Origin of the sequence: Pseudomonas sp. NPDC079086 (genome assembly GCF_044542155.1) — a bacterium.
Classification (GTDB): domain Bacteria; phylum Pseudomonadota; class Gammaproteobacteria; order Pseudomonadales; family Pseudomonadaceae; genus Aquipseudomonas.
The window spans coordinates 137,534-156,356 of record NZ_JBITTY010000004.1; the positions used below are offsets into that span (position 1 = coordinate 137,534).

Here is an 18,823-nt window from a genome sequence, read left to right on the forward strand (position 1 = left end):
TAGCATACATGAGCCCCGCTTATTCAGGGAAACCCTGATTGCGCCGCGCGCCAGCCCAGCGGGCCACGCCAGCCAGCCGCGCCGTTTGTCGCGAGGCACTGCCGGTTAAAGCGCGAACGCTAAGCTTGTTATATGGAGCAGCAGCCTGCTTCGGGGCGAGGTGAAGGATGGCGGAGTTTCGGCGTGGTGCAGCGGGGGGCGGGCTCTATGAGCGGCTGCTGCAGCGCCTTGCCATGGCGTTGGATGAGGCAGACAGCGTGAGTGCGTTGTCTGCGCAACCACCGCTGGAGCTGGAGCTGCGCGGCCTGACAGCCGCGGAAATGGAGCTGATTCGCGCCTACCTGGATCGTGACCTGGACTGGCTGCGCGGCTGGCATGCAGCCGCGCAGGAAATGGCGCAGATCGAGCAGCTACCCAGCTCACGCAAGGTCGGCCGCACCGGCCACAAACCCACCGCCGCTCTGCCCGGCAAGATCAAACCGCTGCTCAAACGCCGTTTACAGCTGTGCTGCGCACTGTGCGGCACCCTGGCCGGCTGGCAGTCCGGCAATGGCGTGCAGGCCTGTAAGGCCTGTGGCTCGCAGTTGTTTCGGGCGAGCAATCATCGGTAGGCTTGCGCGCACCCATGGAGGTGCCCAATGCCGATTCGCTACATCCTCAAACAGTTCTTCTTGCCGCCAGGCCTGTTTCTGCTTTTGCTGCTGGCCGCCTGGTGGCTACGTCGGCGTTTCCCACGGTTGGCTGCGGGCTGCCTGGTTGTCAGGCTTGGTGGTATGTGGCTGTTTAGTCTGCCGGTGGTGGTTGAGTGTTCGGCGCGAATGCTGGAAACCGAGCGGGCCTTAAATGAGCGGCAATGGGCTGATTTGGCTCGGCAAGCTGATGTGATTGTGGTTCTGGGTGGCGGGCGTGAGCTGGCTGATCCCGGCTGGGGCGCTGATCAACCCAGCCTGATGGCGTTGGAGCGGGTGCGTTTCGCTGCGCCTCTGGCCAAAGCCTCGGGTTTGCCGCTGCTAACCAGTGGCGGGTTGCACTATGGCGTCCCCCCCAGTGAGGCGGCATTGATGGCCGAAGTGCTGGCGCGCGATTACGACGTGCCGGTGCGTTGGCAGGAGGGCGTGAGTCGCACCACCTAGGAGAATGCGACCCACAGCGCTGAGCTGCTTAAGCAGGAGGGAGTTACTCGCGTGGTACTGGTGACCCAGGCCTGGCATATGCCCAGGTCGCGCTGGAGTTTCGAACAGGTGGGTCTGCAGGTGGTCAGCGCACCGATGGGCTTTCTCTGCACGCCCAATGGCCGCCCTGCCGGTGGCTGGTTGCCGGAAAGCAAGGCGGTCTGGCAGAACGGCTTGCTGCTTAACGAGGCCGTGGGGCTGTTGGCTTATCGGTTGTTCTACCTGGCGCCGGTGCAGGAATAAGCACCGGCTGGCCGGGACCTACATCATTTAGCTATTGATCTGCTCGGCATGGTGGCAAGCCACTTGCCGTGCATCGAGCAGGCGCAGCGCCGGCTGTTCAACCTGGCAGCGTTCGTTGGCATGTGGGCAGCGTTGGTGGAAGGCGCAGCCGCTGGGTGGTGACAGCGGGTTGGGCAACTCGCCACTGATCTTGATCTTCGGTTTGCTCGGATCAGGATGAATGGTCGGCGTCGCTGACAGCAGCGCCTGGGTGTAAGGATGCAGCGGACGGTTATAGATCAGCTCGCTGGGGCCCATCTCCACCGGGCGGCCGAGGTACATCACCAATACATCGTCGGCAACGTGGCGCACCACCGAGAGGTTGTGCGAGATAAATACGTAGCCGGTGTTGAACTGCTCCTGCAGGTCCATAAACAGGTTGAGCACCTGGGCCTGGATCGACACGTCCAGCGCCGAGGTCGGCTCATCCGCCACCAGCACCTTGGGTTGCAGCATCATCGCGCGAGCCAGGGCGATGCGCTGGCGCTGGCCGCCGGAGAACATATGCGGGTAGCGCTGGTAGTGCTCGGGGCGCAGGCCGACCTGTTGCATCATTGCCTGCACCCGCTCACGCCGTTCCTGGCGTGACAGCACGGTATTAATCAGCAGCGGCTCGCCGAGCTGGTCGCCGACCTTTTGCCGTGGATTGAGCGAGGCGTAGGGGTTCTGAAAAACCATCTGCACATCACGGCGCAACTGTTTGCGCTGGGCCTTGTTGGCGCCTGTCACTTCTTGTCCGGCGATCTGCAACGAGCCTGAGCTGGGTTGCTCAATCAGCGTCAGCGCGCGGGCCAAGGTGGATTTGCCGCAGCCGGACTCGCCGACCACTGCCAGGGTTTTGCCAGCCTGCAGTTCAAAGGACACGCCGTTGAGCGCCTGCACCTGAGCGTTGGGCTGGAACAGGCCACGGGATATCTCGTAGTGGCGGGTTAGGTCTCGGGCAGTCAGGACGGCGCTCATCAGGCCACCTCCGCAGTCAGGTTGAGCGGGTAGAAGCAGCGCGCCGCGCCACGTTCATGGGCATCCAGGGTTGGCCGTTGTTCACGGCAGTGGGCCTGGGCGTAGGGGCAGCGTGGTGACAGCAGGCAGCCAGTCGGACGGTCATAGCGGCCGGGAACGATACCGGGCAGGGTGGTCAGGCGACGCTGGCCCTGGCTGTGTTCGGGAATTGCCTTGAGCAGCGCCTCGGTATAGGGGTGGCTAGGGGCGGTGAACAGCTGGGGTACGCTGCCAATCTCCACTGCTTGCCCGGCATACATCACGCAGACTCGTTGCGCGGTCTCGGCGACCACGGCCAGGTCATGGGTGATCAGCACCAGGCCCATGTTCTCTTCGCGTTGCAGGTTGACCAGCAGGTCCATGATCTGCGCCTGAATGGTTACATCGAGCGCTGTGGTCGGTTCGTCAGCGATCAGCAGTTTCGGTTCGGCAGCAATCGCCATGGCAATCGCCACCCGTTGGCTCATGCCACCGGACAGCTGGTGTGGGTAAGCATTAAGGCGGCTGGCGGCGGCGGGGATTTCCACCTTATCGAGCAACTGCAAGGCGCGCTGGCGGGCGGCCTGGCCCTTGAGACCAAGGTGCTGGCGCAGCACTTCCTCGATCTGGAAGCCCACGGTAAAGCTGGGGTTGAGTGCGGTCATCGGGTCCTGAAAGACCATCGACAGGTCCTTGCCGATGATGTGTCGGCGCTGACGGCCTTTGAGGCGCAGCATGTCGGTGCCGTCGAACTGCAGGCTGTCGGCCGTGACGATGCCGGGGGCGTCGATCAGGCCCATCAGCGCCATCATGGTCACCGATTTGCCGGAGCCGGACTCGCCGACAATGGCCAGCACTTCGCCCTTCTCCACACGCAGGTCGAGGCCGTCGACCACCGGAATGGCACTGGCGTCGCCGAAGCGCACGCTGAGGTTCTTGATATCTAATAGGCTCATGCGGGGATCCTCACTGCGCATTCTTGAGTTTTGGGTCGAGTGCATCGCGCAGCCCGTCGCCCATCAGATTGATTGCCAGCACGCTGAGCAGAATGGTCAGGCCGGGAAGACTAACCACCCACCAGGCGCGCTCAATATAGTCGCGCGCCGACGCCAGCATGGTGCCCCACTCGGGGGTAGGCGGTTGCACGCCGAGGCCGAGAAAACCCAGTGCTGCGGCATCGAGAATCGCCGAGGAGAAGCTCAGGGTGGCCTGCACGATCAGTGGCGCCATGCAGTTGGGCAGCACGGTGATAAACATCAGCCGTGGCAGGCTGGCGCCGGCCAGGCGTGCGGCAGTGACGTAATCGCGGTTCAGCTCGCCCATCACTGCGGCGCGGGTCAGGCGCACATAGGACGGCAGCGAGACGATGGCGATGGCGAAGATGGTATTGATCAGCCCTGGGCCGAGGATGGCGACGATGGCCACCGCCAGTAGCAGCGACGGCAGGGCCAGCATGATGTCCATCAGGCGCATGATCGACGGGCCAAGCAGGCGCGGGAAGAACCCGGCAACCAGCCCGAGAAGGATGCCGGGGATCAACGACATCAGGACCGAGGCCAGGCCGATCAGCAGCGACAGCCGCGCGCCATGGATCAGCCGCGACAGCAGGTCGCGGCCGACTTCATCGGTGCCCAGCAGAAATTGCAGCTGGCCACCTTCCAGCCAGGCGGGTGGGGTGAGCAGAAACTCGCGGTATTGCTCGCTGGGGTCGTGCGGGGCGATCCACGGCGCAAACAGCGCGCAGATCACCAGCAGGATCATAAACGCCAGCCCGGCGACTGCGCCCTTGTTGTGGGCGAAGGCCTGCCAGAATTCCTTAAGCGGCGAAGGGTAGAACAAGGTTTGATCGAGTGTGGCTTGCGTAGTCATTGGGCTCTCCTTAGCGCTGATGGCGAATGCGTGGGTTGGCCAGGCCGTAGAGGATGTCCACCACGAAGTTGACCAGAATCACCAGGCAGGCGATCAGCAGAATGCCGTTCTGTACCACCGGGTAGTCACGCGCACCAATCGACTCGATCAGCCATTTACCGATACCCGGCCAGGAGAAGATGGTTTCGGTCAGTACCGCGCCCGCCAGCAGCGCGCCGACCTGCAGGCCGAACACCGTGAGCACCGGGATCAGTGCGTTGCGCAGGCCATGCACAAACACCACGCGGGCCGGCGACAGGCCCTTGGCGCGGGCGGTACGCACATAGTCCTCGCGCAGCACTTCAAGCATCGCCGAGCGGGTCATGCGGGCGATAACCGCCAGCGGGATGGTACCGAGCACGATGGCCGGCAGGATCAGATGGCGTAGGGCGTCGACAAATGCGCCTTCCTCATCCGAGAGCAGGGTGTCGATCAGCATAAAACCGGTGACCGGCGGGATGTCGTAGAGCAGGTCGATGCGCCCGGATACTGGCGTCCAGCCCAGCCACACCGAGAAGAACATGATCAGCAGCAGGCCCCACCAGAAAATCGGCATGGAATAACCGGCGAGCGAGATGCCCATCACCCCATGGTCGAACAATGAGCCCCGTTTCAGTGCAGCAATCACCCCAGCGATCAGCCCCAGGGTGCCGGCGAACAACAGGGCGGCGAGGGACAATTCCAGGGTGGCGGGAAACAGCGTGGTGAATTCATCCCAGACGCCGGTGCGGGTACGCAGCGACTCACCCAGGTCGCCCTGGGCCAGCTTGCCGATGTAGTCGAAATACTGGGCATATAAGGGTTTGTTCAAACCCAGGCGCTCCATGGCCTGGGCATGCATTTCCGGGTCGACTCTGCGTTCGCCCATCATGACTTCCACTGGGTCGCCGGGGATCATGCGGATCAGTGCAAAGGTCAGCAAGGTGACGCCGAAGAAGGTGGGGATCAGCAATCCCAGGCGGCGTGCAATAAAAGCAAACATGGGGTTTTGTTACTCCGCATCAGTGTATTCGCGCCAACGGCTACGTGGGCCGCGGGCATATTGTGTCGATCTGCCACTGGCGCACGGCTGGTGCGCGCCAGTAGCCCTGTTTTGAGTGCTGCTTGCAGAATCAGTGCCGCTTTACCTTGGCGTAATTATTTGAGCCCATGGGGCTGAGGGTAAAACCCTCGATATCACGGCTGATCGCGCTGAATTGCTTGGGGTGGGCCTGGGGAATCCACGGTGCTTGTTGGTGGAAAATCGCCAGTGCCTGGCGGTAGAGCGCAGCGCGCTGCTGCGGTTCGGTGGTTTCCCGGGCCTGGATGATCAGTCGGTCGAATTCTGTATCACACCAGCCTGCCAGGTTCTCGCCACTCTGCGCGGCGGCGCAGGACAGGTTGGGCGTGAGGAAATTGTCCGGGTCGCCGTTGTCGCCGGCCCAGCCCATAAACACCAGGTCATGCTCGCCATTTTTCGCCCGTTTGATCAGCTCGCCCCACTCCATCACGCGGATGTCGGTTTTGATGCCGACCGCTGCCAGGTCGGCCTGCAGCATCTGTGCACCGAGTGATGGGTTGGGGTTGGTGGGGCCGCCGCCTGGGCGGGTCCAGATCGACAGGCTGATGCCATCCGCGTGGCCAGCCTCTGCGAGCAGCTGACGGGCGCGCTGAGGATCATGGGGCCAGCCCTCAAGCTGGCTGTTATAACCGAGCAGTGTCGAAGGGTAGGGTGCTACCGCGATGCTGGCACCCTCGGCACCGAATTGCGCGCCGAGGTAGGCCTGCTTGTCGACCGCTAGGTTGATCGCCTGGCGCACGCGCATATCGTCCAGCGGTTTATGGCGCACGTTGAGGGCTACGTAGGCGGTCAGCAGTGAGTCAAGCTCCAGCACCTTCAGATTGTCATCGGCCCTGAGCGCCGGAATATCGAAGGGGCGTGGATACAGGGCAATGTTGCAGGCTCCGGAGCGCAGTTTCTGGATGCGCACATTGGGATCTGTGGTAATGGCAAACAGCAGCTTTTCCGAAGCCGGTTCGCCATCCCAGTAGTCCGGATGGCTGGTGTAGCGCACTTGAGCATCCTTGGCGTAGCGCTGCAGCACGAATGGCCCTGTGCCGACCGGTTGGCTGTTGAGCAGTTCCTGCTTGCCGGCTTTGAGCAGCTGCTCGGCATACTCGGCGGAATAGATCGAGGTAAAGCCCATGGCTAGATCGGCGAGGAAGGGCGCCTGTGGCTGATTGAGTACAAAGCGCACGCTGTGCTCGTCGAGTTTTTCGATGCGGCCAATCAGCTTGCCGAACTCCATAGCCTCGAAATACGGGAAGCCGCGGTTGGCCTGGGCATGCCAAGGGTGCTTGGGGTCATGCTGGCGCTGGATGCTCCACAGCACATCATCGGCGTTCATCTCGCGGCTGGGGGTAAACCAGGGCGTGCTGTGGAATTTCACCCCTTTGCGCAGGTGAAAGGTGTAGCTCAGTCCGTCCGGGCTGATGTCCCAGCGCTCGGCCAGGGCCGGTTCGATTTCGGTGGTGCCGGGCTTGAAGCGCACCAGGCGATCAAACAGCGCTTCAGACGTCGCATCGGCGGTTACCGCCGTGGTGTATTGCACGATATCGAAGCCTTCCGGCGCTGCCTCGGTGCACACCACCAATGGTTTTGCCTGGACGGCCGCGCAGCCGAAGGCGAGGCTCAAAACAATGCTGGCGCGAAGGGCGAATGTCATCTGTGGGCTCCTGTAACGGCTTTTTATCGGGCAATGAGTGCTTTGCGGACTATCTCTCGGCGGGGCGAAACAGCCCCGGCAACGCCTGGGAAGCACACTTTTGCTAACGTTTTGGCAGCTACGAAACACTCAGCCGGTGGTTGCCGGAGGAGGAATACAGTCGTTTTTATTAGGTGTTCGGCGGGCGCTTAGGCCCGCCGTTGATGCCACTCTCAGCGTGTGTTGCTGACGCCGTAGAAGCTGTTGCGCCCAAAGGGGCTGATCTCGAAGCCTTTTACGCTGTTGCGCATGGGCTGGTAGACCGTTGAGTGCGCGATCGGGGAGATCGGCAGTTGTTGCTGGATGATCTGCTGCGCCTGCTGATAAAGCTCGCTGCGGGCGTCGCGATCGGTAATCGCCTTGGCCTGTTTGACGATTTTGTCGTAGCCGGCATCGCACCACTTGGAAAAGTTGTTGCCATTGACCGAATCGCAGCCGTACAGGGTGCCGAGCCAGTTGTCCGGGTCACCGTTGTCGCCGGTCCAGCCGATCAGCATGGCGTCATGCTCACCGGCATGGGCACGCTTGATGTACTCGCCCCACTCGTAGCTGACGATCTCTGCCTTGATGCCGACCTTGGCCCAGTCGGCCTGGAGCATTTCGGCCATCAGTTTGGCGTTAGGGTTATACGGGCGCTGTACGGGCATGGCCCACAAGGTGATCTTGGTGCCTTCGGCCACGCCAGCCTGTTTGAGCAGGGCCTTGGCTTTTTCGATGTCTTGCGGGATGGCGCTGATGCTTTCGTCATAGGACCACTGGGTCGGCGGCATGGCGTTGACCGCCAGTTGCCCGGCGCCCTGGTAGACCGCGCTGATGATCGCCGGTTTATCGATGGCCATGTCCAGCGCCTGACGCACTTCGACTTTGTCGAATGGCGCGCGGGTCACGTTGTAGGCGATGTAACCCAGGTTGAAGCCAGGCTGGCTGGGCACCTGCAGGTTAGGGGCTTTCTGCAACGCGGCGAGATCCGCTGGGCGTGGGTTCAGGGTGATCTGGCATTCGCCAGCCTTGAGCTTTTGCGCGCGCACCGAGGCGTCGGTATTGATGGCGAAGATCAGGTTGTCGATCTGCACATCTTCAGGCAGCCAGTAGTCTTTGTTGCCCTTGAAGCGAATTTGCGCATCTTTCTGATAGCGGTTGAACACGAAGGGGCCGGTGCCGATTGGCTTCTGGTTGATGTCGGCGGCTTTGCCAGCCTTGAGCAGCTGGTCTGCGTATTCGGCGGAGTGAATGGCGGCGAAGTTCATCGCCAGGTTTTGGATAAAGGCCGCGTCCACATTGTTCAGGGTGAAGCGCACGCTGAGGTCGTCGACTTTCTCCACCTTGGCGATGTTCTTGTCCAGGCCCATGTCGGTGAAGTACGGGAACTCGGTCGGGTAGGCCTTACGGAACGGATGATCCTTGTCGAGCATGCGCTGGAAGGTGAACACCACGTCATCAGCGTTGAAGGTGCGGCTGGGGGTGAAGTAGTCGGTGCTGTGGAATTTCACCCCAGGCCGCAGCTTGAAGGTGTAGCTGAGACCGTCGTCACTGACCTGCCATTCAGTCGCCAGGGCCGGTACGGCCAGGGTGCTGCCGCGCTCGAACTGGGCAAGGCGGTTGAATAGGGTTTCCGAGGCAGCGTCAAAATCGGTGCCGGTGGTGTATTGGCCCGGGTCGAAACCGCCAGGACTGCCTTCGGAGCAGTACACGAGGTTGCTGGCGGATGCGTATGTCGAGCCGAGAAGCAGTCCGGCGACGAGCATGGCCTGGATGGACGTGTGAGTGCGCATGAGTACCTCATTTATTCTTTTTTTGGGCGTCATTGAGGGCCAGCCTCGTGGGCTGTGATCAGCACCGCTGCGTTCCGGCCTGTCGGGTGAAGAGGCCGGCCCAGAGCTGCGGTGGAGCGAAATCGCTCAGCAACCTGTCGCGCTCGAAATTAAGTCATGCTGAAATTGAGGTCAACAAAAATTAAGCGCTACTAACATTGTCTGTTACGACGTTGTGCTAGAGCAGTACCGCTGTACGAGGTCAGGGCGTGCTGTGGTCGTCGAACAGGCTCAGGGTAGTGATAGCCAGCATTTCCGCTACTTCGCTGCCGACATTGGCCAGGCGGTGGGCCTTGCCGGCATCGAAGTGCACCGAGTCGCCGGCGCTCAATGGGTATTGGCGCCCGTCGATGGTGTAGAGAATCTTGCCGGATAATACGTAGGCAAATTCGGCACCTTCATGGGCGATTAGTTCGGATTGATAGCCGACCGGCATGCTCATTTTTACCGCGTTTAGCTGGTTGCCCGGAAAGCTGCTGGACAGCCGTTCGTAGGCCAGTGGCTGGCCTTCGATGGTGTAGCGCACCCGCTCGCCCTGGTGGGAGTCGGGCTCGGGTTGCGGTGGTTGGTCGAACAGCACATTGAGCGGAATATCGAGTGACTTGGCGATGCTGGCCAATGAGGAAATCGAGATGCCAGTAAGGTTGCGCTCGGCCTGGGAGAGAAAGCTGGCGGTAAGCCCCGACTCGCTCGCGACTTCATTCAGGGTCTTCTTCGCGGCCCGCCGATAGCGGCGCAAACGTTCTCCGATGCGATCTGCGGTCATAACCCTGGCTCATGCTGAAAGAGCGCCAGTATACCGTTCGGCGCCGCGCATAAAAGTCGTCGGACAATGCCTGTGAATTTAAGTAGCACTAAAATAATCGTTGCGCTCTATTTAAGTCAGACTTAAATTTCACGCAAGCAAATCACAATCTATGCAAAGGAGCGCGAGATGACCCTCGGTGTCGGAGGTTGTACGCCGCAACAGGCGCTTGCCGGGCTGCACAATATGATGGATGGCGCGCAACCAATCGCGCTTGGTGAATACCAGGCACGGGTGAGTCGCGCCCAGGCGCGGATGCAGGCCGAAGGTATTGCCGCGATGTTTATCAACGCCGGCAGCAATCTGCAGTATTTCACCGGCGTGCGCTGGCATCCCAGTGAACGCATGGTGGGGGCCATTCTCCCGGCTGATGGGCCGCTGGAATATCTCGCCCCGGCGTTCGAGGTCGGGACGATTCGCGATATCCAGGTGCTCGCTGGCGACATCAATACCTGGCAGGAGCACGAAAGCCCCTATCAGTTGCTGCTCGACACCCTGCAGCGGATGGGTATCACGACCGATCCAGAGCAGCCAGTGAAAATCGGCCTCTGTCCGACGCTGGCGTTCTTTATGGTCGACGGCATACGCCGCCTGGCCAGAGGCTACGAGTTTGTCGATGGCGCGGTGGTCAGTGCTTACTGCCGGCAGCGCAAATCAGCGGCGGAACTGGCCCTGATGCAGCGCGCCAAGGACATGACCCTCGAGGTGCAAAAGGCCGTCGCCAGTGTGCTGCACGAAGGCATCAGCACCACGGCGGTCGCCGAGTTTATTCAGCAGGCGCATCGCGCCGTCGGGGCTGCAGGCTCGACGTTCTGCATCGTGCTGTTTGGTCCGGCCAGTGCTTTTCCCCATGGCGTTAAACACGCGCAGACCCTTAAGCAGGGCGATATGGTGCTGATCGACACCGGTTGCCAGGTGCACGGCTACCTGTCGGACATCACCCGCAGCTATGTCTTCGGCGAACCCAGTCAGCGTCAACGTGATTTCTGGAATATCGAGAAGGCCGCGCAGCTGGCTGCATTCGAGGCCGCACAACTCGGTCAGCCCTGTCAGACGGTGGATGCTGCGGCGCGGCGCACCCTGGAAGCGGCGGGCCTGGGCCCTGATTACAAGTTGCCGGGCCTGCCGCACCGCACCGGCCACGGTATCGGCCTGGATATCCATGAGGGGCCGTATCTGGTGCGTGGCGATCTGACGCCGCTGGCAGAGGGCATGTGCTTCAGCAATGAGCCGATGATCTGCGTGCCGGGCGAGTTCGGCGTGCGTCTGGAGGATCACTTCTACATGAGCGCCGATGGGCCGCGCTGGTTCACCGCGCCGAGCCATTCGCTGGATGATCCGTTCGGCCTGGGATAAGTGCTGTTGCAGTAAATAAAACGGCGGCCATTGGCCGCCGTTTTTTATTGCCAGGCTGGTTACTTGACGCCGACGCCGTAGAACGAGTTCAGCGCGAATGGGCTGATTTTGAAGTCCACGACTTTCTTGCTCATCGGCTGGTAGACCGTGGAGTGGGCGATCGGGGTGATCGGTACTTCACGTTTGAGGATTACCTGAGCCTGCTTGTACAGCTCGGTGCGCTCGGCGGTGTCGGTCACGCGCTTGGCGGCCTTGACCAGCTTGTCGTAGTCGGCATCACACCACTTGGAGAAGTTGTTGCCGTCGACTGCGTCGCAGCCGTACAGGGTGCCCAGCCAGTTGTCCGGGTCACCGTTGTCGCCGCTCCAGCCGATCAGCATGGCGTCGTGTTCGCCGGCCTTGGCACGCTTGAGGTATTCGCCCCATTCGTAGCTGACGATCTTGGCCTTGATGCCGACCTTGGCCCAGTCGCTTTGCAGCATTTCGGCCATCAGCTTGGCGTTGGGGTTGTACGGGCGCTGCACGGGCATGGCCCACAGGGTGATTTCGGTGCCTTCCTTGACGCCGGCGGCCTTGAGCAGCTCCTTGGCTTTTTCCGGGTCGTAGGCCGGATCTTTGATGCTGTCGTCATAGGACCACTGGGTCGGCGGCATACCGTTGACCGCCAGTTGGCCAGCGCTCTGGTAGACCGCGTCGATAATCCCTTGTTTGTTCACCGCCATGTCCAGTGCCTGGCGCACTTCGAGTTTATCAAACGGCGGGTGGGTGACGTTGTAAGCGATATAGCCGACGTTGAAACCGGCCTGCTCAGGCATATCCAGACTTGGGTCTTTTTTCAGCGCGTCCAGATCTGCCGGGCGCGGGAACAGGGTGACTTGGCATTCGCCAGCCTTGAGCTTCTGCATACGCACCGAGGCGTCGGTGTTGATGGCGAAGATCAGGTTGTCGATTTTCACCTCATCCGGTTGCCAGTATTCCTTGTTGCCCTTGAAGCGGATCACCGCGTCCTTCTGGTAGCGGCTGAACACGAAAGGGCCGGTGCCGATAGGCTTCTGGTTGATGTCAGCCGCTTTGCCGGCCTTGAGCAGGCTGTCGGCGTATTCGGCGGACTGGATCGAGGCGAAGCTCATCGCCAAGTTCTGGATAAAGGCAGCGTCGACTTCGTTGAGGCTGAACTTGACGGTCATGTCGTCGATTTTTTCGATCTTGGCGATATTCGCGTCCATGCCCATGTCGGTGAAGTAGGGGAATTCCGACGGGTAGGCTTTGCGGAACGGGTGATCCTTGTCGAGCATGCGCTGGAAGGTGAACAGCACGTCATCGGCGTTAAAGGTGCGGCTCGGCTTGAAGTATTCGGTGGTATGGAACTTCACGTTTGGGCGCAGATGGAAGGTGTAGCTCAGACCGTCTTCACTGATGTCCCACTTCTCGGCCAGGCCGGGGATGACTGCGGTGCCGCCACGCTCGAACTGGCTCAGGCGGTTGAACACGGTTTCCGCTGCAGCATCGAAGTCGGTGCCGGTGGTGTACAGGCCAGGGTCGAACCCGGCGGGGCTGCCTTCGGAGCAAAACACCAGATTGCCGGCGGCGCTGGCAAGCGGGGTACTGGCGATCAGCCCAGCGGCGAGTAAAGCCTGAATGACGGCGTTCTTACGCATAGTGACCTCATGGTTATTGTGGTTGTGATCCTGAGGGGCCTCTTATGGAGACCTTGGGAGAAGCTATGCAGGGCGTATGCCGTAGGCAAGTGGCATGTCGCAGAGAGAACAGGAATGACGATGCAACAGTATGTTGGTGTCGCATTTCTATAAAAGTGCGAGAAAAATATGGCAAAGCGCCGCTATCGTCGGATAACGGCGCTGCTTCTGTTTGTAGCAGTTTTTACGGCATCTGCACTTCGATCACCCCGTCAGCGTTAATGCTGACCTGGCTGGTGCCGGCTTCGATATCCGGCGTGGCTGACGCATCCATCATCGCCGCGCCTTTCATCGCTTCCATGCGCATGATCGGCGGCTGGAAGCCTCCGCTGTTCAGGCTCAGGCTAACCAGCTTGTAACCGCTGCCGCCGAGAGCTTCGGTGGCGAGTTGCGCGCGGGCTTTGAAGGCTGCGACGGCGTCCTTGAGCAGGGCGTCTTCGTGAGTTTTGCGGGTGTCTGAGGCGATGCTGAAGTTCATTCCGCCCATTTTCAGGGTTTGCAGCATTTCCCCGGTGAGCTTGGACAGGGCGCTAAAGTCAGCGCTTTCCAGGCGCAACTCGGCGCGTTCACGCCAGGCGGTGATTTTCTGGCCCTTGTCGTCGTAAACCGGGTAGCTGTTACGGCTGCCGGAGGCGACGCTGACGCCTTTGACCTTGCGCGCCTGAGCGATGCTGGCGTTGAGGGTCTTGCTGATTTGTGCGGCGAGAGCGGCTGGGTCGCTGTCCTGGGCTTCGCTGTAGAGGGTGACGTGCATCAGGTCGTGAGCGATTTCCTGATTGACCTCGGCGCGCAGCGCGACCTGGTTGTAGCGCGCTTCTTCGGCCATGGCCGTGGCGCTCAACAGGGTGGTTGCGCTCAGCAGCAGGGCAGTGGCGAGGCGGGACAATGGCAGCATGACGATTCCTTTATGTGATGAGCGCATGGGTTATGCGCGGCTTTCCAGAGGGTAGACGTAGCTATCAGACTGAACGGGTTAAATCCGGTTCCAGAATTTTTCCTGGTTTGTGTGTAGCGCTCTTGCGGCTTCGGCTGCGGCGTGTTGCCGCAGTTAGGCGCACAGAGGCTTGGTTATACTCCTGCGGCTCGCTAAATGAGCATTTTGGAGATTCTATGCTCGCACCTGTGCAGCTACTGTCGGCGAGCCGGCAAAACCTCTGGCGTCTGACCCTGATCCGCATTCTGGTGCTGGCGGCGCAGGCGGGTTCTGTGGGCCTGGCGTACAAGTCCGGTGCGTTGCCGCTGCCCTGGCTGGAACTGAGCGTCACCCTCGGTATTTCCCTGGTGCTGTGTCTGCTCACCGCGCTGCGTCTGCGCGGGCCGTGGCCAGTGACCGAGCAGGAATACGCGGTGCAACTGGGCTGCGACCTGATCATCCACAGCCTGCTGCTGTATTACTCGGGTGGCTCGACCAATCCTTTTGTTTCCTATTACTTGGTGCCGCTGACCATCGCCGCGGCGACCTTGCCCTGGCTCTACACCATCACCTTGTCCGGCCTGGCACTGGGCGGCTACACCTTTCTACTGGTCTGGTCGCATCCGCTGGCGTTGCCGGCGGGGCCACGGGAGAGCCTGCTGATCTACGGCATGTGGCTGAGCTTTGCCCTGGCTGCAGGGCTGATCACCTTTTTCGTAGCGAAGATGGCCGAAGAGCTGCGCCATCAGGAAGAGTTGCGCGCCGAGCGCCGTGAAGAAGGCTTGCGTGACCAGCAGCTGCTCGCCGTGGCGACCCAGGCGGCTGGTGCCGCGCATGAGTTGGGTACACCGCTGGCGACCATGAGCGTGCTGATCAAGGAGCTGCGCCGCGAGCATCAGGAGCCGACCCTGCAAGAGGATCTGGCGGTGCTGCAGGAGCAGGTCAAACTGTGTAAGGAAACCCTGCAGCATCTGGTGCGCGCCGCCGAGGCGGATCGGCGTCAGGCGGTGATCGAGTTGTCCTCGGTGGAATGGCTGGAAACCACCCTCAATCGCTGGCACCTGATGCGCCCCGAAGCCAGTTATCGCTACCAATGCCTGGGTCGCGGTGCGGCTCCACGGATGATGCCGCCGGCCGATCTGACCCAGGCCTTGCTCAACTTGCTGAACAACGCCGCCGACGCCTGCCCGGACAAACTGGATATTCGCCTGGACTGGGATCACCAGTGGCTGCGCTTGAGCATCCGCGACTTCGGCGCCGGCGTACCTCTGGCGATTGCCGAGCAGCTGGGGCGGCCGTTTTTTACCACCAAAGGCAAGGGTTTCGGCCTGGGTTTGTTCCTCAGTCAGGCCAGCGTCACCCGTGCCGGCGGCACGGTTAAACTGTATAACCATGAAGAAGGCGGCACGCTCACCGAGCTGAAGTTGCCGCGCGCCTATGGCCGAGCCTAAGGAAGTATCTGTATGAGCGATGAAGTGCTGTTCGAAGGCGAAGAACAACCGCACCTGCTGCTGGTCGATGATGATCCGACCTTCACCCGCGTCATGGCGCGTGCCATGAGCCGGCGTGGCCTGCGGGTTTCCACCGCCGGCTCGGCCGAAGAAGGCCTAGCCCTGGCCGAACAGGATCTGCCGGATTACGCCGTGGTCGATCTGAAAATGGAAGGTGATTCCGGCCTAGTGCTGCTGCCCAAGCTGCTGGAGCTGGACGCCGAAATGCGTGTGGTGATCCTTACCGGTTATTCGAGCATTGCCACGGCGGTAGAAGCGATCAAACGTGGCGCCTGCAACTACCTGTGCAAGCCAGCCGATGCTGATGACGTACTGGCTGCGCTGCTGACCCAGCATGCCGACCTGGACACCCTGGTGCCGGAAAACCCGATGTCGGTGGATCGCCTGCAGTGGGAGCATATCCAGCGCGTGCTCAGCGAACATGAGGGTAATATCTCCGCCACCGCCCGTGCCCTGGGTATGCACCGGCGCACCCTGCAGCGCAAGTTGCAGAAGCGTCCGGTACGCCGCTGACGATTATTTTTATGGCCTGCCATCCATGGCAGCCACCCTGCGGGCCGTCGCTGCTCGACGTTAAAAAATGTTGGCGGCGTTTTTTCTCGCATGAAAGGCTGCTGAAAGCTTTCTACCAGGCAGCCTTGCTATCATTAGCCCCCTATCTAAGTGGTCAGGGGCTGTCATGCTCGCCGTTGTTCAGCAAACCATCAGCGTTACCGCCCCGGTGTTCTCCATGCTGTTTCTCGGCGTGGCGCTCAAACGTCTGGGGCTTATTGATACGGCCTTTATCAACACCGCGTCTGCGCTGGTGTTTCGCGGCACGCTGCCCACTCTGTTGTTTCTCGGGATTGTAAAAGCCGATCTGAATACTGCGTTGCAGCCGGCGCTGTTGCTGTATTTCGTGCTGGCGACCTTGGGTTGCTTTCTGCTGGCTTGGGGTTGGGCAATCCTGCGCTGCCCTGAGGTGGATCGCGGCATTTACACCCAGGGCGCGTTTCGCGGTAATAACGGCATCATCGGCCTGGCGCTGGCTACTAGCATGTATGGCGATTACGGTCTGTCGGTCGGCGCGGTGCTCGGCGGGGTGGTGATTCTCAGCTACAACATCCTGTCGGCGATTGTGCTGGCCATCTACAGCCCGCAGGCCAAGACCGATGTCTGGAGTCTGAGCAAGAGTATTGCCACCAATCCCTTGATCGTCGGTGTGTTGCTGGCGATTCCATTTGCCGCTTGGCAAATCCCACTGCCGGCTTGGCTGCTGACCTCCGGCGGCTACTTTGCGCAAATGAGCCTGCCGCTGGCGTTGATTTGCATTGGCGGCACCCTAACCCTGGAATCGCTGCGCGAGAGCAGTGGCATGGCTATCAGTTCAAGCCTGATGAAGGTGCTCTGGCTGCCGCTATTGGCGACACTGGGTGCCTGGTTGTGGGGTTTTCGCGATGCTGATCTGGCGATTCTCTTTCTGTACTTTGCCAGCCCTACGGCGGCGGCCAGCTTCGTCATGGCCAAGGCGGTGGGAGGCAATCATCAGTTGGCGGCGGCGATCATCGTGCTAACCACCCTGGCCACGGTGGTGACCACCAACCTGGGGCTATTCGTACTGCAGTGGGCAGGTTGGATTTAGTAATTCTGTGGGCATAAAAAAGCCGGGCATTGCCCGGCTTTTGTTTTGCTGCGTTCAGGCTTGCTGGAAGTCGTCGATCACGTCCTGCGCTGCACGAAAGGCATCAATGGCCGCCGGCACACCGGCATACACCGCGCAATGCAGCAATGTCTCGCGGATCTCCTCCACTGTGCAGCCGTTGTTCAGTGCGCCGCGCACATGGCCCTTGAGCTCCTGCGGGCATTTCAGTGCGGTGAGCGCCGACAGGGTGATCAGGCTGCGGGTCTTGCGATCCAGGCCTTCGCGGGTCCAGACGCCGCCCCAGGCGTGCTCGTTAACGAAGTCCTGCAGCGGTTGGCTGAACTCGGTGGCGTTGCCCAAGGCGCGGTCGACAAAGGCATCGCCCATCACTTCGCGGCGGACTTTCAGGCCCTGTTCATGGCTTTCGCTCATGCTCTAAACCTCCTGGTCGCGTTGTTTATGCCAGGCTCGACCGGCAATGATCACCAAGGTCACGGCGGTCAGCGGCAGGGCGTAGCCGAGCATGGCGTCACCAAAGACTTCGGCGAACGGGCGGCCGGTCGATGACAGTACCAGATAGGCCGTGTAAGCCAGGTAGTAAGCAATGAACAGCAGCCCTTCCCAGCGATTGATACGGTAGCCGGAAAAGAAAATTGGTAGGCAGGCTACGGCCACGGCGATCATCACCGGGAAGTCGAAGGCCAGGGCGTTGGCCGCAACACTGATCGGGTTGGGCGAGACCAGTGAGGCCAGGCCCAGTACGCAGAGCAAGTTGAAGATGTTGCTGCCGACGATATTGCCCACTGCGATATCACGTTCGCCCTTGAAGGCAGCGATGATCGACGTGGCCAACTCCGGCAGCGAGGTGCCGATGGCGATCACGGTCAGGCCGATTACCAGCTCCGACAGTCCGAGCGCGCGGGCCAGGCTGACCGCGCCTTCAACCAAGAAGTTGGAGCCCACAACCAATAGCACTAGGCCGGCAATCAGAAATCCCAGATTGACCGCCCAGGCGTAGGGTTTTGCAGGTTCATCGAGGCCGAACTCTTTGACGAATTCGTCATCCTCGGCGGCGGCTTTATCCTTGCGACTGCTGATGATCAAAAAGGCGGTGTAGCTGATTACACCGGCAAACAGCAGCGCGCCTTCAAGGCGGCTAAGGGCGCCGTCCCAGGCCAGGGCGTAAACCACCAGGCTGGCGCCAATCATGATGGGTACATCTAAGCGGATCAGTTGGCGCGAGACGATCAGTGGTGCGACCAGGGCAGTTGCGCCCAGCACCAGCAGGACGTTGGCAATATTGCTGCCGACTACGTTGCCGATGGCCAGGTCGCCGCTGCCGTTCAATGCAGCCTGGACACTGACGGCGGTTTCCGGCGCGCTGGTGCCAAAGGCCACTACGGTCAGGCCGATGATCAGTGGCGGAATGCCGAATTGGGCTGCCAGTTTGGCCGCGCCGCGTACCAGCACTTCAGCGCCGGCCACCAGCAGCACCAGGCCGGCGATCAGATAAACGAAGGTCATCAGGGTCATTGCAAGGAGCTCCATAAAAGTGGCGCTAGTTTAATCATCGGCTTGCGCGGCGCCAGGGGCTGAACAGGGCTGTCTACGGCTTCTTTGTAAACAGCTGTGTTCAGTCGGCCAGTTGTTCCACGCGCACCGGCACTACACCGTCGCGCAGCATATCCAGCTGTTCGGCTGCTTTTTGCGAAAGGTCGATGATGCGCTTCTTGGCGTAGGGACCGCGGTCGTTGATGCGCACCACCACGCTCTTGTCGTTACGCAGGTTGGTCACCTGTACCCGGCTGCCAAACGGCAGGCTGCGGTGCGCGGCGGTCAGGGCGTTCTGGTCGAAGCGTTCACCGCTGGCGGTCTTGTTGCCGTGGTGGCGCGCGCCGTAATAGGACGCCTGACCTTCGGCGTGGTAACCATGCGGATCGACCTGGCCCTGGCTGGCGCAGGCGCTGAGCAGCAAGCTGGTGATGGCAATCAATAACAGGCGCATGGTGGTTCCTGGCAGTTGGC

17 protein-coding genes and 1 pseudogene are annotated in these 18,823 nt (G+C 61.0%); 6 read left to right on the forward strand and 12 right to left on the reverse strand.

The features are described from left to right. Positions 1 to 167: 167 nt before the first annotated feature. Together ACIGEK_RS18680 and ACIGEK_RS18685 are read left to right on the forward strand one after the other, a co-directional pair. Positions 168 to 611, forward strand: a complete 444-nt coding sequence (locus ACIGEK_RS18680; protein WP_397494752.1) for a hypothetical protein — start codon at positions 168 to 170, stop codon at positions 609 to 611. Between the two features lie 27 nt (positions 612 to 638). Then, a pseudogene (locus ACIGEK_RS18685) lies at positions 639 to 1,415 on the forward strand (YdcF family protein). 27 nt (positions 1,416 to 1,442) lie between these two features. Here ACIGEK_RS18685 and ACIGEK_RS18690 read toward each other — a convergent pair. The 7 genes from ACIGEK_RS18690 to ACIGEK_RS18720 form a co-directional block, all read right to left on the reverse strand. Further along, positions 1,443 to 2,414 carry a peptide ABC transporter ATP-binding protein gene (locus ACIGEK_RS18690; protein ID WP_397494753.1) on the reverse strand — a complete coding sequence of 324 codons (972 nt, stop codon included), beginning with the start codon at positions 2,412 to 2,414 and terminating at the stop codon, positions 1,443 to 1,445. Further along, positions 2,414 to 3,388 carry an ABC transporter ATP-binding protein gene (locus ACIGEK_RS18695; protein WP_397494754.1) on the reverse strand — a complete coding sequence of 325 codons (975 nt, stop codon included), beginning with the start codon at positions 3,386 to 3,388 and terminating at the stop codon, positions 2,414 to 2,416. Before ACIGEK_RS18695 ends, ACIGEK_RS18690 begins: the two co-directional genes overlap by 1 nt. Before the next feature lie 10 nt (positions 3,389 to 3,398). Next, positions 3,399 to 4,301, reverse strand: a complete 903-nt coding sequence (locus ACIGEK_RS18700; RefSeq protein ID WP_397494755.1) for an ABC transporter permease subunit — start codon at positions 4,299 to 4,301, stop codon at positions 3,399 to 3,401. Positions 4,302 to 4,311: 10 nt separating this feature from the next. Then, positions 4,312 to 5,322 carry an ABC transporter permease subunit gene (locus ACIGEK_RS18705; RefSeq protein ID WP_397494756.1) on the reverse strand — a complete coding sequence of 337 codons (1,011 nt, stop codon included), beginning with the start codon at positions 5,320 to 5,322 and terminating at the stop codon, positions 4,312 to 4,314. Positions 5,323 to 5,452: 130 nt separating this feature from the next. Next, complete coding sequence (locus ACIGEK_RS18710) at positions 5,453 to 7,045, reverse strand: ABC transporter substrate-binding protein (protein ID WP_397494757.1); 1,593 nt, start codon at positions 7,043 to 7,045, stop codon at positions 5,453 to 5,455. Between the two features lie 212 nt (positions 7,046 to 7,257). Further along, positions 7,258 to 8,829, reverse strand: a complete 1,572-nt coding sequence (locus ACIGEK_RS18715; protein ID WP_397494899.1) for an ABC transporter substrate-binding protein — start codon at positions 8,827 to 8,829, stop codon at positions 7,258 to 7,260. Positions 8,830 to 9,097: 268 nt separating this feature from the next. Then, positions 9,098 to 9,661: a cupin domain-containing protein gene (locus ACIGEK_RS18720; protein WP_397494758.1), complete on the reverse strand. Its 564-nt coding sequence runs from the start codon at positions 9,659 to 9,661 to the stop codon at positions 9,098 to 9,100. Between the two features lie 168 nt (positions 9,662 to 9,829). Here ACIGEK_RS18720 and ACIGEK_RS18725 point away from each other — a divergent pair, with 168 nt between their 5' ends. Next, entirely contained in the window at positions 9,830 to 11,056 is a 1,227-nt protein-coding gene (locus tag ACIGEK_RS18725) for a M24 family metallopeptidase (RefSeq protein WP_397494759.1), read from the forward strand. Positions 11,057 to 11,115: 59 nt separating this feature from the next. On the opposite strand, the gene ACIGEK_RS18730 is transcribed toward ACIGEK_RS18725, so the two are convergent. Together ACIGEK_RS18730 and ACIGEK_RS18735 are read right to left on the reverse strand one after the other, a co-directional pair. Beyond that, positions 11,116 to 12,714 carry an ABC transporter substrate-binding protein gene (locus ACIGEK_RS18730; protein WP_397494760.1) on the reverse strand — a complete coding sequence of 533 codons (1,599 nt, stop codon included), beginning with the start codon at positions 12,712 to 12,714 and terminating at the stop codon, positions 11,116 to 11,118. Positions 12,715 to 12,937: 223 nt separating this feature from the next. Then, positions 12,938 to 13,648 (reverse strand): SIMPL domain-containing protein, encoded by a 711-nt coding sequence (locus ACIGEK_RS18735; RefSeq protein ID WP_397494761.1) that lies wholly within the window; start codon positions 13,646 to 13,648, stop codon positions 12,938 to 12,940. A 215-nt stretch (positions 13,649 to 13,863) separates the two neighbouring features. Here ACIGEK_RS18735 and ACIGEK_RS18740 point away from each other — a divergent pair, with 215 nt between their 5' ends. The 3 genes from ACIGEK_RS18740 (at position 13,864) to ACIGEK_RS18750 (ending at position 16,798) form a co-directional block, all read left to right on the forward strand. After that, on the forward strand, positions 13,864 to 15,117 hold the full coding sequence (locus tag ACIGEK_RS18740; protein WP_397494762.1) for an ATP-binding protein: 1,254 nt from the start codon (positions 13,864 to 13,866) through the stop codon (positions 15,115 to 15,117). A gap of 12 nt (positions 15,118 to 15,129) precedes the next feature. Beyond that, on the forward strand, positions 15,130 to 15,690 hold the full coding sequence (locus ACIGEK_RS18745) for a response regulator transcription factor (protein WP_090243369.1): 561 nt from the start codon (positions 15,130 to 15,132) through the stop codon (positions 15,688 to 15,690). Positions 15,691 to 15,856: 166 nt separating this feature from the next. Then, positions 15,857 to 16,798 carry an AEC family transporter gene (locus tag ACIGEK_RS18750; RefSeq protein ID WP_397494763.1) on the forward strand — a complete coding sequence of 314 codons (942 nt, stop codon included), beginning with the start codon at positions 15,857 to 15,859 and terminating at the stop codon, positions 16,796 to 16,798. A gap of 54 nt (positions 16,799 to 16,852) precedes the next feature. Here ACIGEK_RS18750 and ACIGEK_RS18755 read toward each other — a convergent pair whose 3' ends face one another. The 3 genes from ACIGEK_RS18755 to ACIGEK_RS18765 form a co-directional block, all read right to left on the reverse strand. Further along, positions 16,853 to 17,230 (reverse strand): carboxymuconolactone decarboxylase family protein, encoded by a 378-nt coding sequence (locus tag ACIGEK_RS18755; protein ID WP_397494764.1) that lies wholly within the window; start codon positions 17,228 to 17,230, stop codon positions 16,853 to 16,855. Between the two features lie 3 nt (positions 17,231 to 17,233). Then, positions 17,234 to 18,331 carry a calcium/sodium antiporter gene (locus ACIGEK_RS18760; RefSeq protein ID WP_397494765.1) on the reverse strand — a complete coding sequence of 366 codons (1,098 nt, stop codon included), beginning with the start codon at positions 18,329 to 18,331 and terminating at the stop codon, positions 17,234 to 17,236. Positions 18,332 to 18,431: 100 nt separating this feature from the next. Continuing rightward, positions 18,432 to 18,803, reverse strand: coding sequence for a septal ring lytic transglycosylase RlpA family protein (locus ACIGEK_RS18765; protein WP_397494766.1), 372 nt, complete (start codon positions 18,801 to 18,803; stop codon positions 18,432 to 18,434). Positions 18,804 to 18,823 lie beyond the last annotated feature (20 nt).

Excerpts from the sequence above, each read along its gene's own strand:
- ACIGEK_RS18735 (WP_397494761.1), bottom strand. The coding sequence starts at position 13,648 with ATGCTGCCATTGTCCCGCCTCGCCACTGCCCTGCTGCTGAGCGCAACC.
- ACIGEK_RS18730 (WP_397494760.1), bottom strand. The coding sequence starts at position 12,714 with ATGCGTAAGAACGCCGTCATTCAGGCTTTACTCGCCGCTGGGCTGATC.
- ACIGEK_RS18680 (WP_397494752.1), top strand. The coding sequence starts at position 168 with ATGGCGGAGTTTCGGCGTGGTGCAGCGGGGGGCGGGCTCTATGAGCGG.
- ACIGEK_RS18710 (WP_397494757.1), bottom strand. The coding sequence starts at position 7,045 with ATGACATTCGCCCTTCGCGCCAGCATTGTTTTGAGCCTCGCCTTCGGC.
- ACIGEK_RS18760 (WP_397494765.1), bottom strand. The coding sequence starts at position 18,331 with ATGACCCTGATGACCTTCGTTTATCTGATCGCCGGCCTGGTGCTGCTG.
- ACIGEK_RS18755 (WP_397494764.1), bottom strand. The coding sequence starts at position 17,230 with ATGAGCGAAAGCCATGAACAGGGCCTGAAAGTCCGCCGCGAAGTGATG.
- ACIGEK_RS18700 (WP_397494755.1), bottom strand. The coding sequence starts at position 4,301 with ATGACTACGCAAGCCACACTCGATCAAACCTTGTTCTACCCTTCGCCG.
- ACIGEK_RS18765 (WP_397494766.1), bottom strand. The coding sequence starts at position 18,803 with ATGCGCCTGTTATTGATTGCCATCACCAGCTTGCTGCTCAGCGCCTGC.
- ACIGEK_RS18750 (WP_397494763.1), top strand. The coding sequence starts at position 15,857 with ATGCTCGCCGTTGTTCAGCAAACCATCAGCGTTACCGCCCCGGTGTTC.
- ACIGEK_RS18690 (WP_397494753.1), bottom strand. The coding sequence starts at position 2,414 with ATGAGCGCCGTCCTGACTGCCCGAGACCTAACCCGCCACTACGAGATA.
- ACIGEK_RS18715 (WP_397494899.1), bottom strand. The coding sequence starts at position 8,829 with ATGCTCGTCGCCGGACTGCTTCTCGGCTCGACATACGCATCCGCCAGC.
- ACIGEK_RS18745 (WP_090243369.1), top strand. The coding sequence starts at position 15,130 with ATGAGCGATGAAGTGCTGTTCGAAGGCGAAGAACAACCGCACCTGCTG.
- ACIGEK_RS18725 (WP_397494759.1), top strand. The coding sequence starts at position 9,830 with ATGACCCTCGGTGTCGGAGGTTGTACGCCGCAACAGGCGCTTGCCGGG.
- ACIGEK_RS18740 (WP_397494762.1), top strand. The coding sequence starts at position 13,864 with ATGCTCGCACCTGTGCAGCTACTGTCGGCGAGCCGGCAAAACCTCTGG.
- ACIGEK_RS18695 (WP_397494754.1), bottom strand. The coding sequence starts at position 3,388 with ATGAGCCTATTAGATATCAAGAACCTCAGCGTGCGCTTCGGCGACGCC.
- ACIGEK_RS18720 (WP_397494758.1), bottom strand. The coding sequence starts at position 9,661 with ATGACCGCAGATCGCATCGGAGAACGTTTGCGCCGCTATCGGCGGGCC.
- ACIGEK_RS18705 (WP_397494756.1), bottom strand. The coding sequence starts at position 5,322 with ATGTTTGCTTTTATTGCACGCCGCCTGGGATTGCTGATCCCCACCTTC.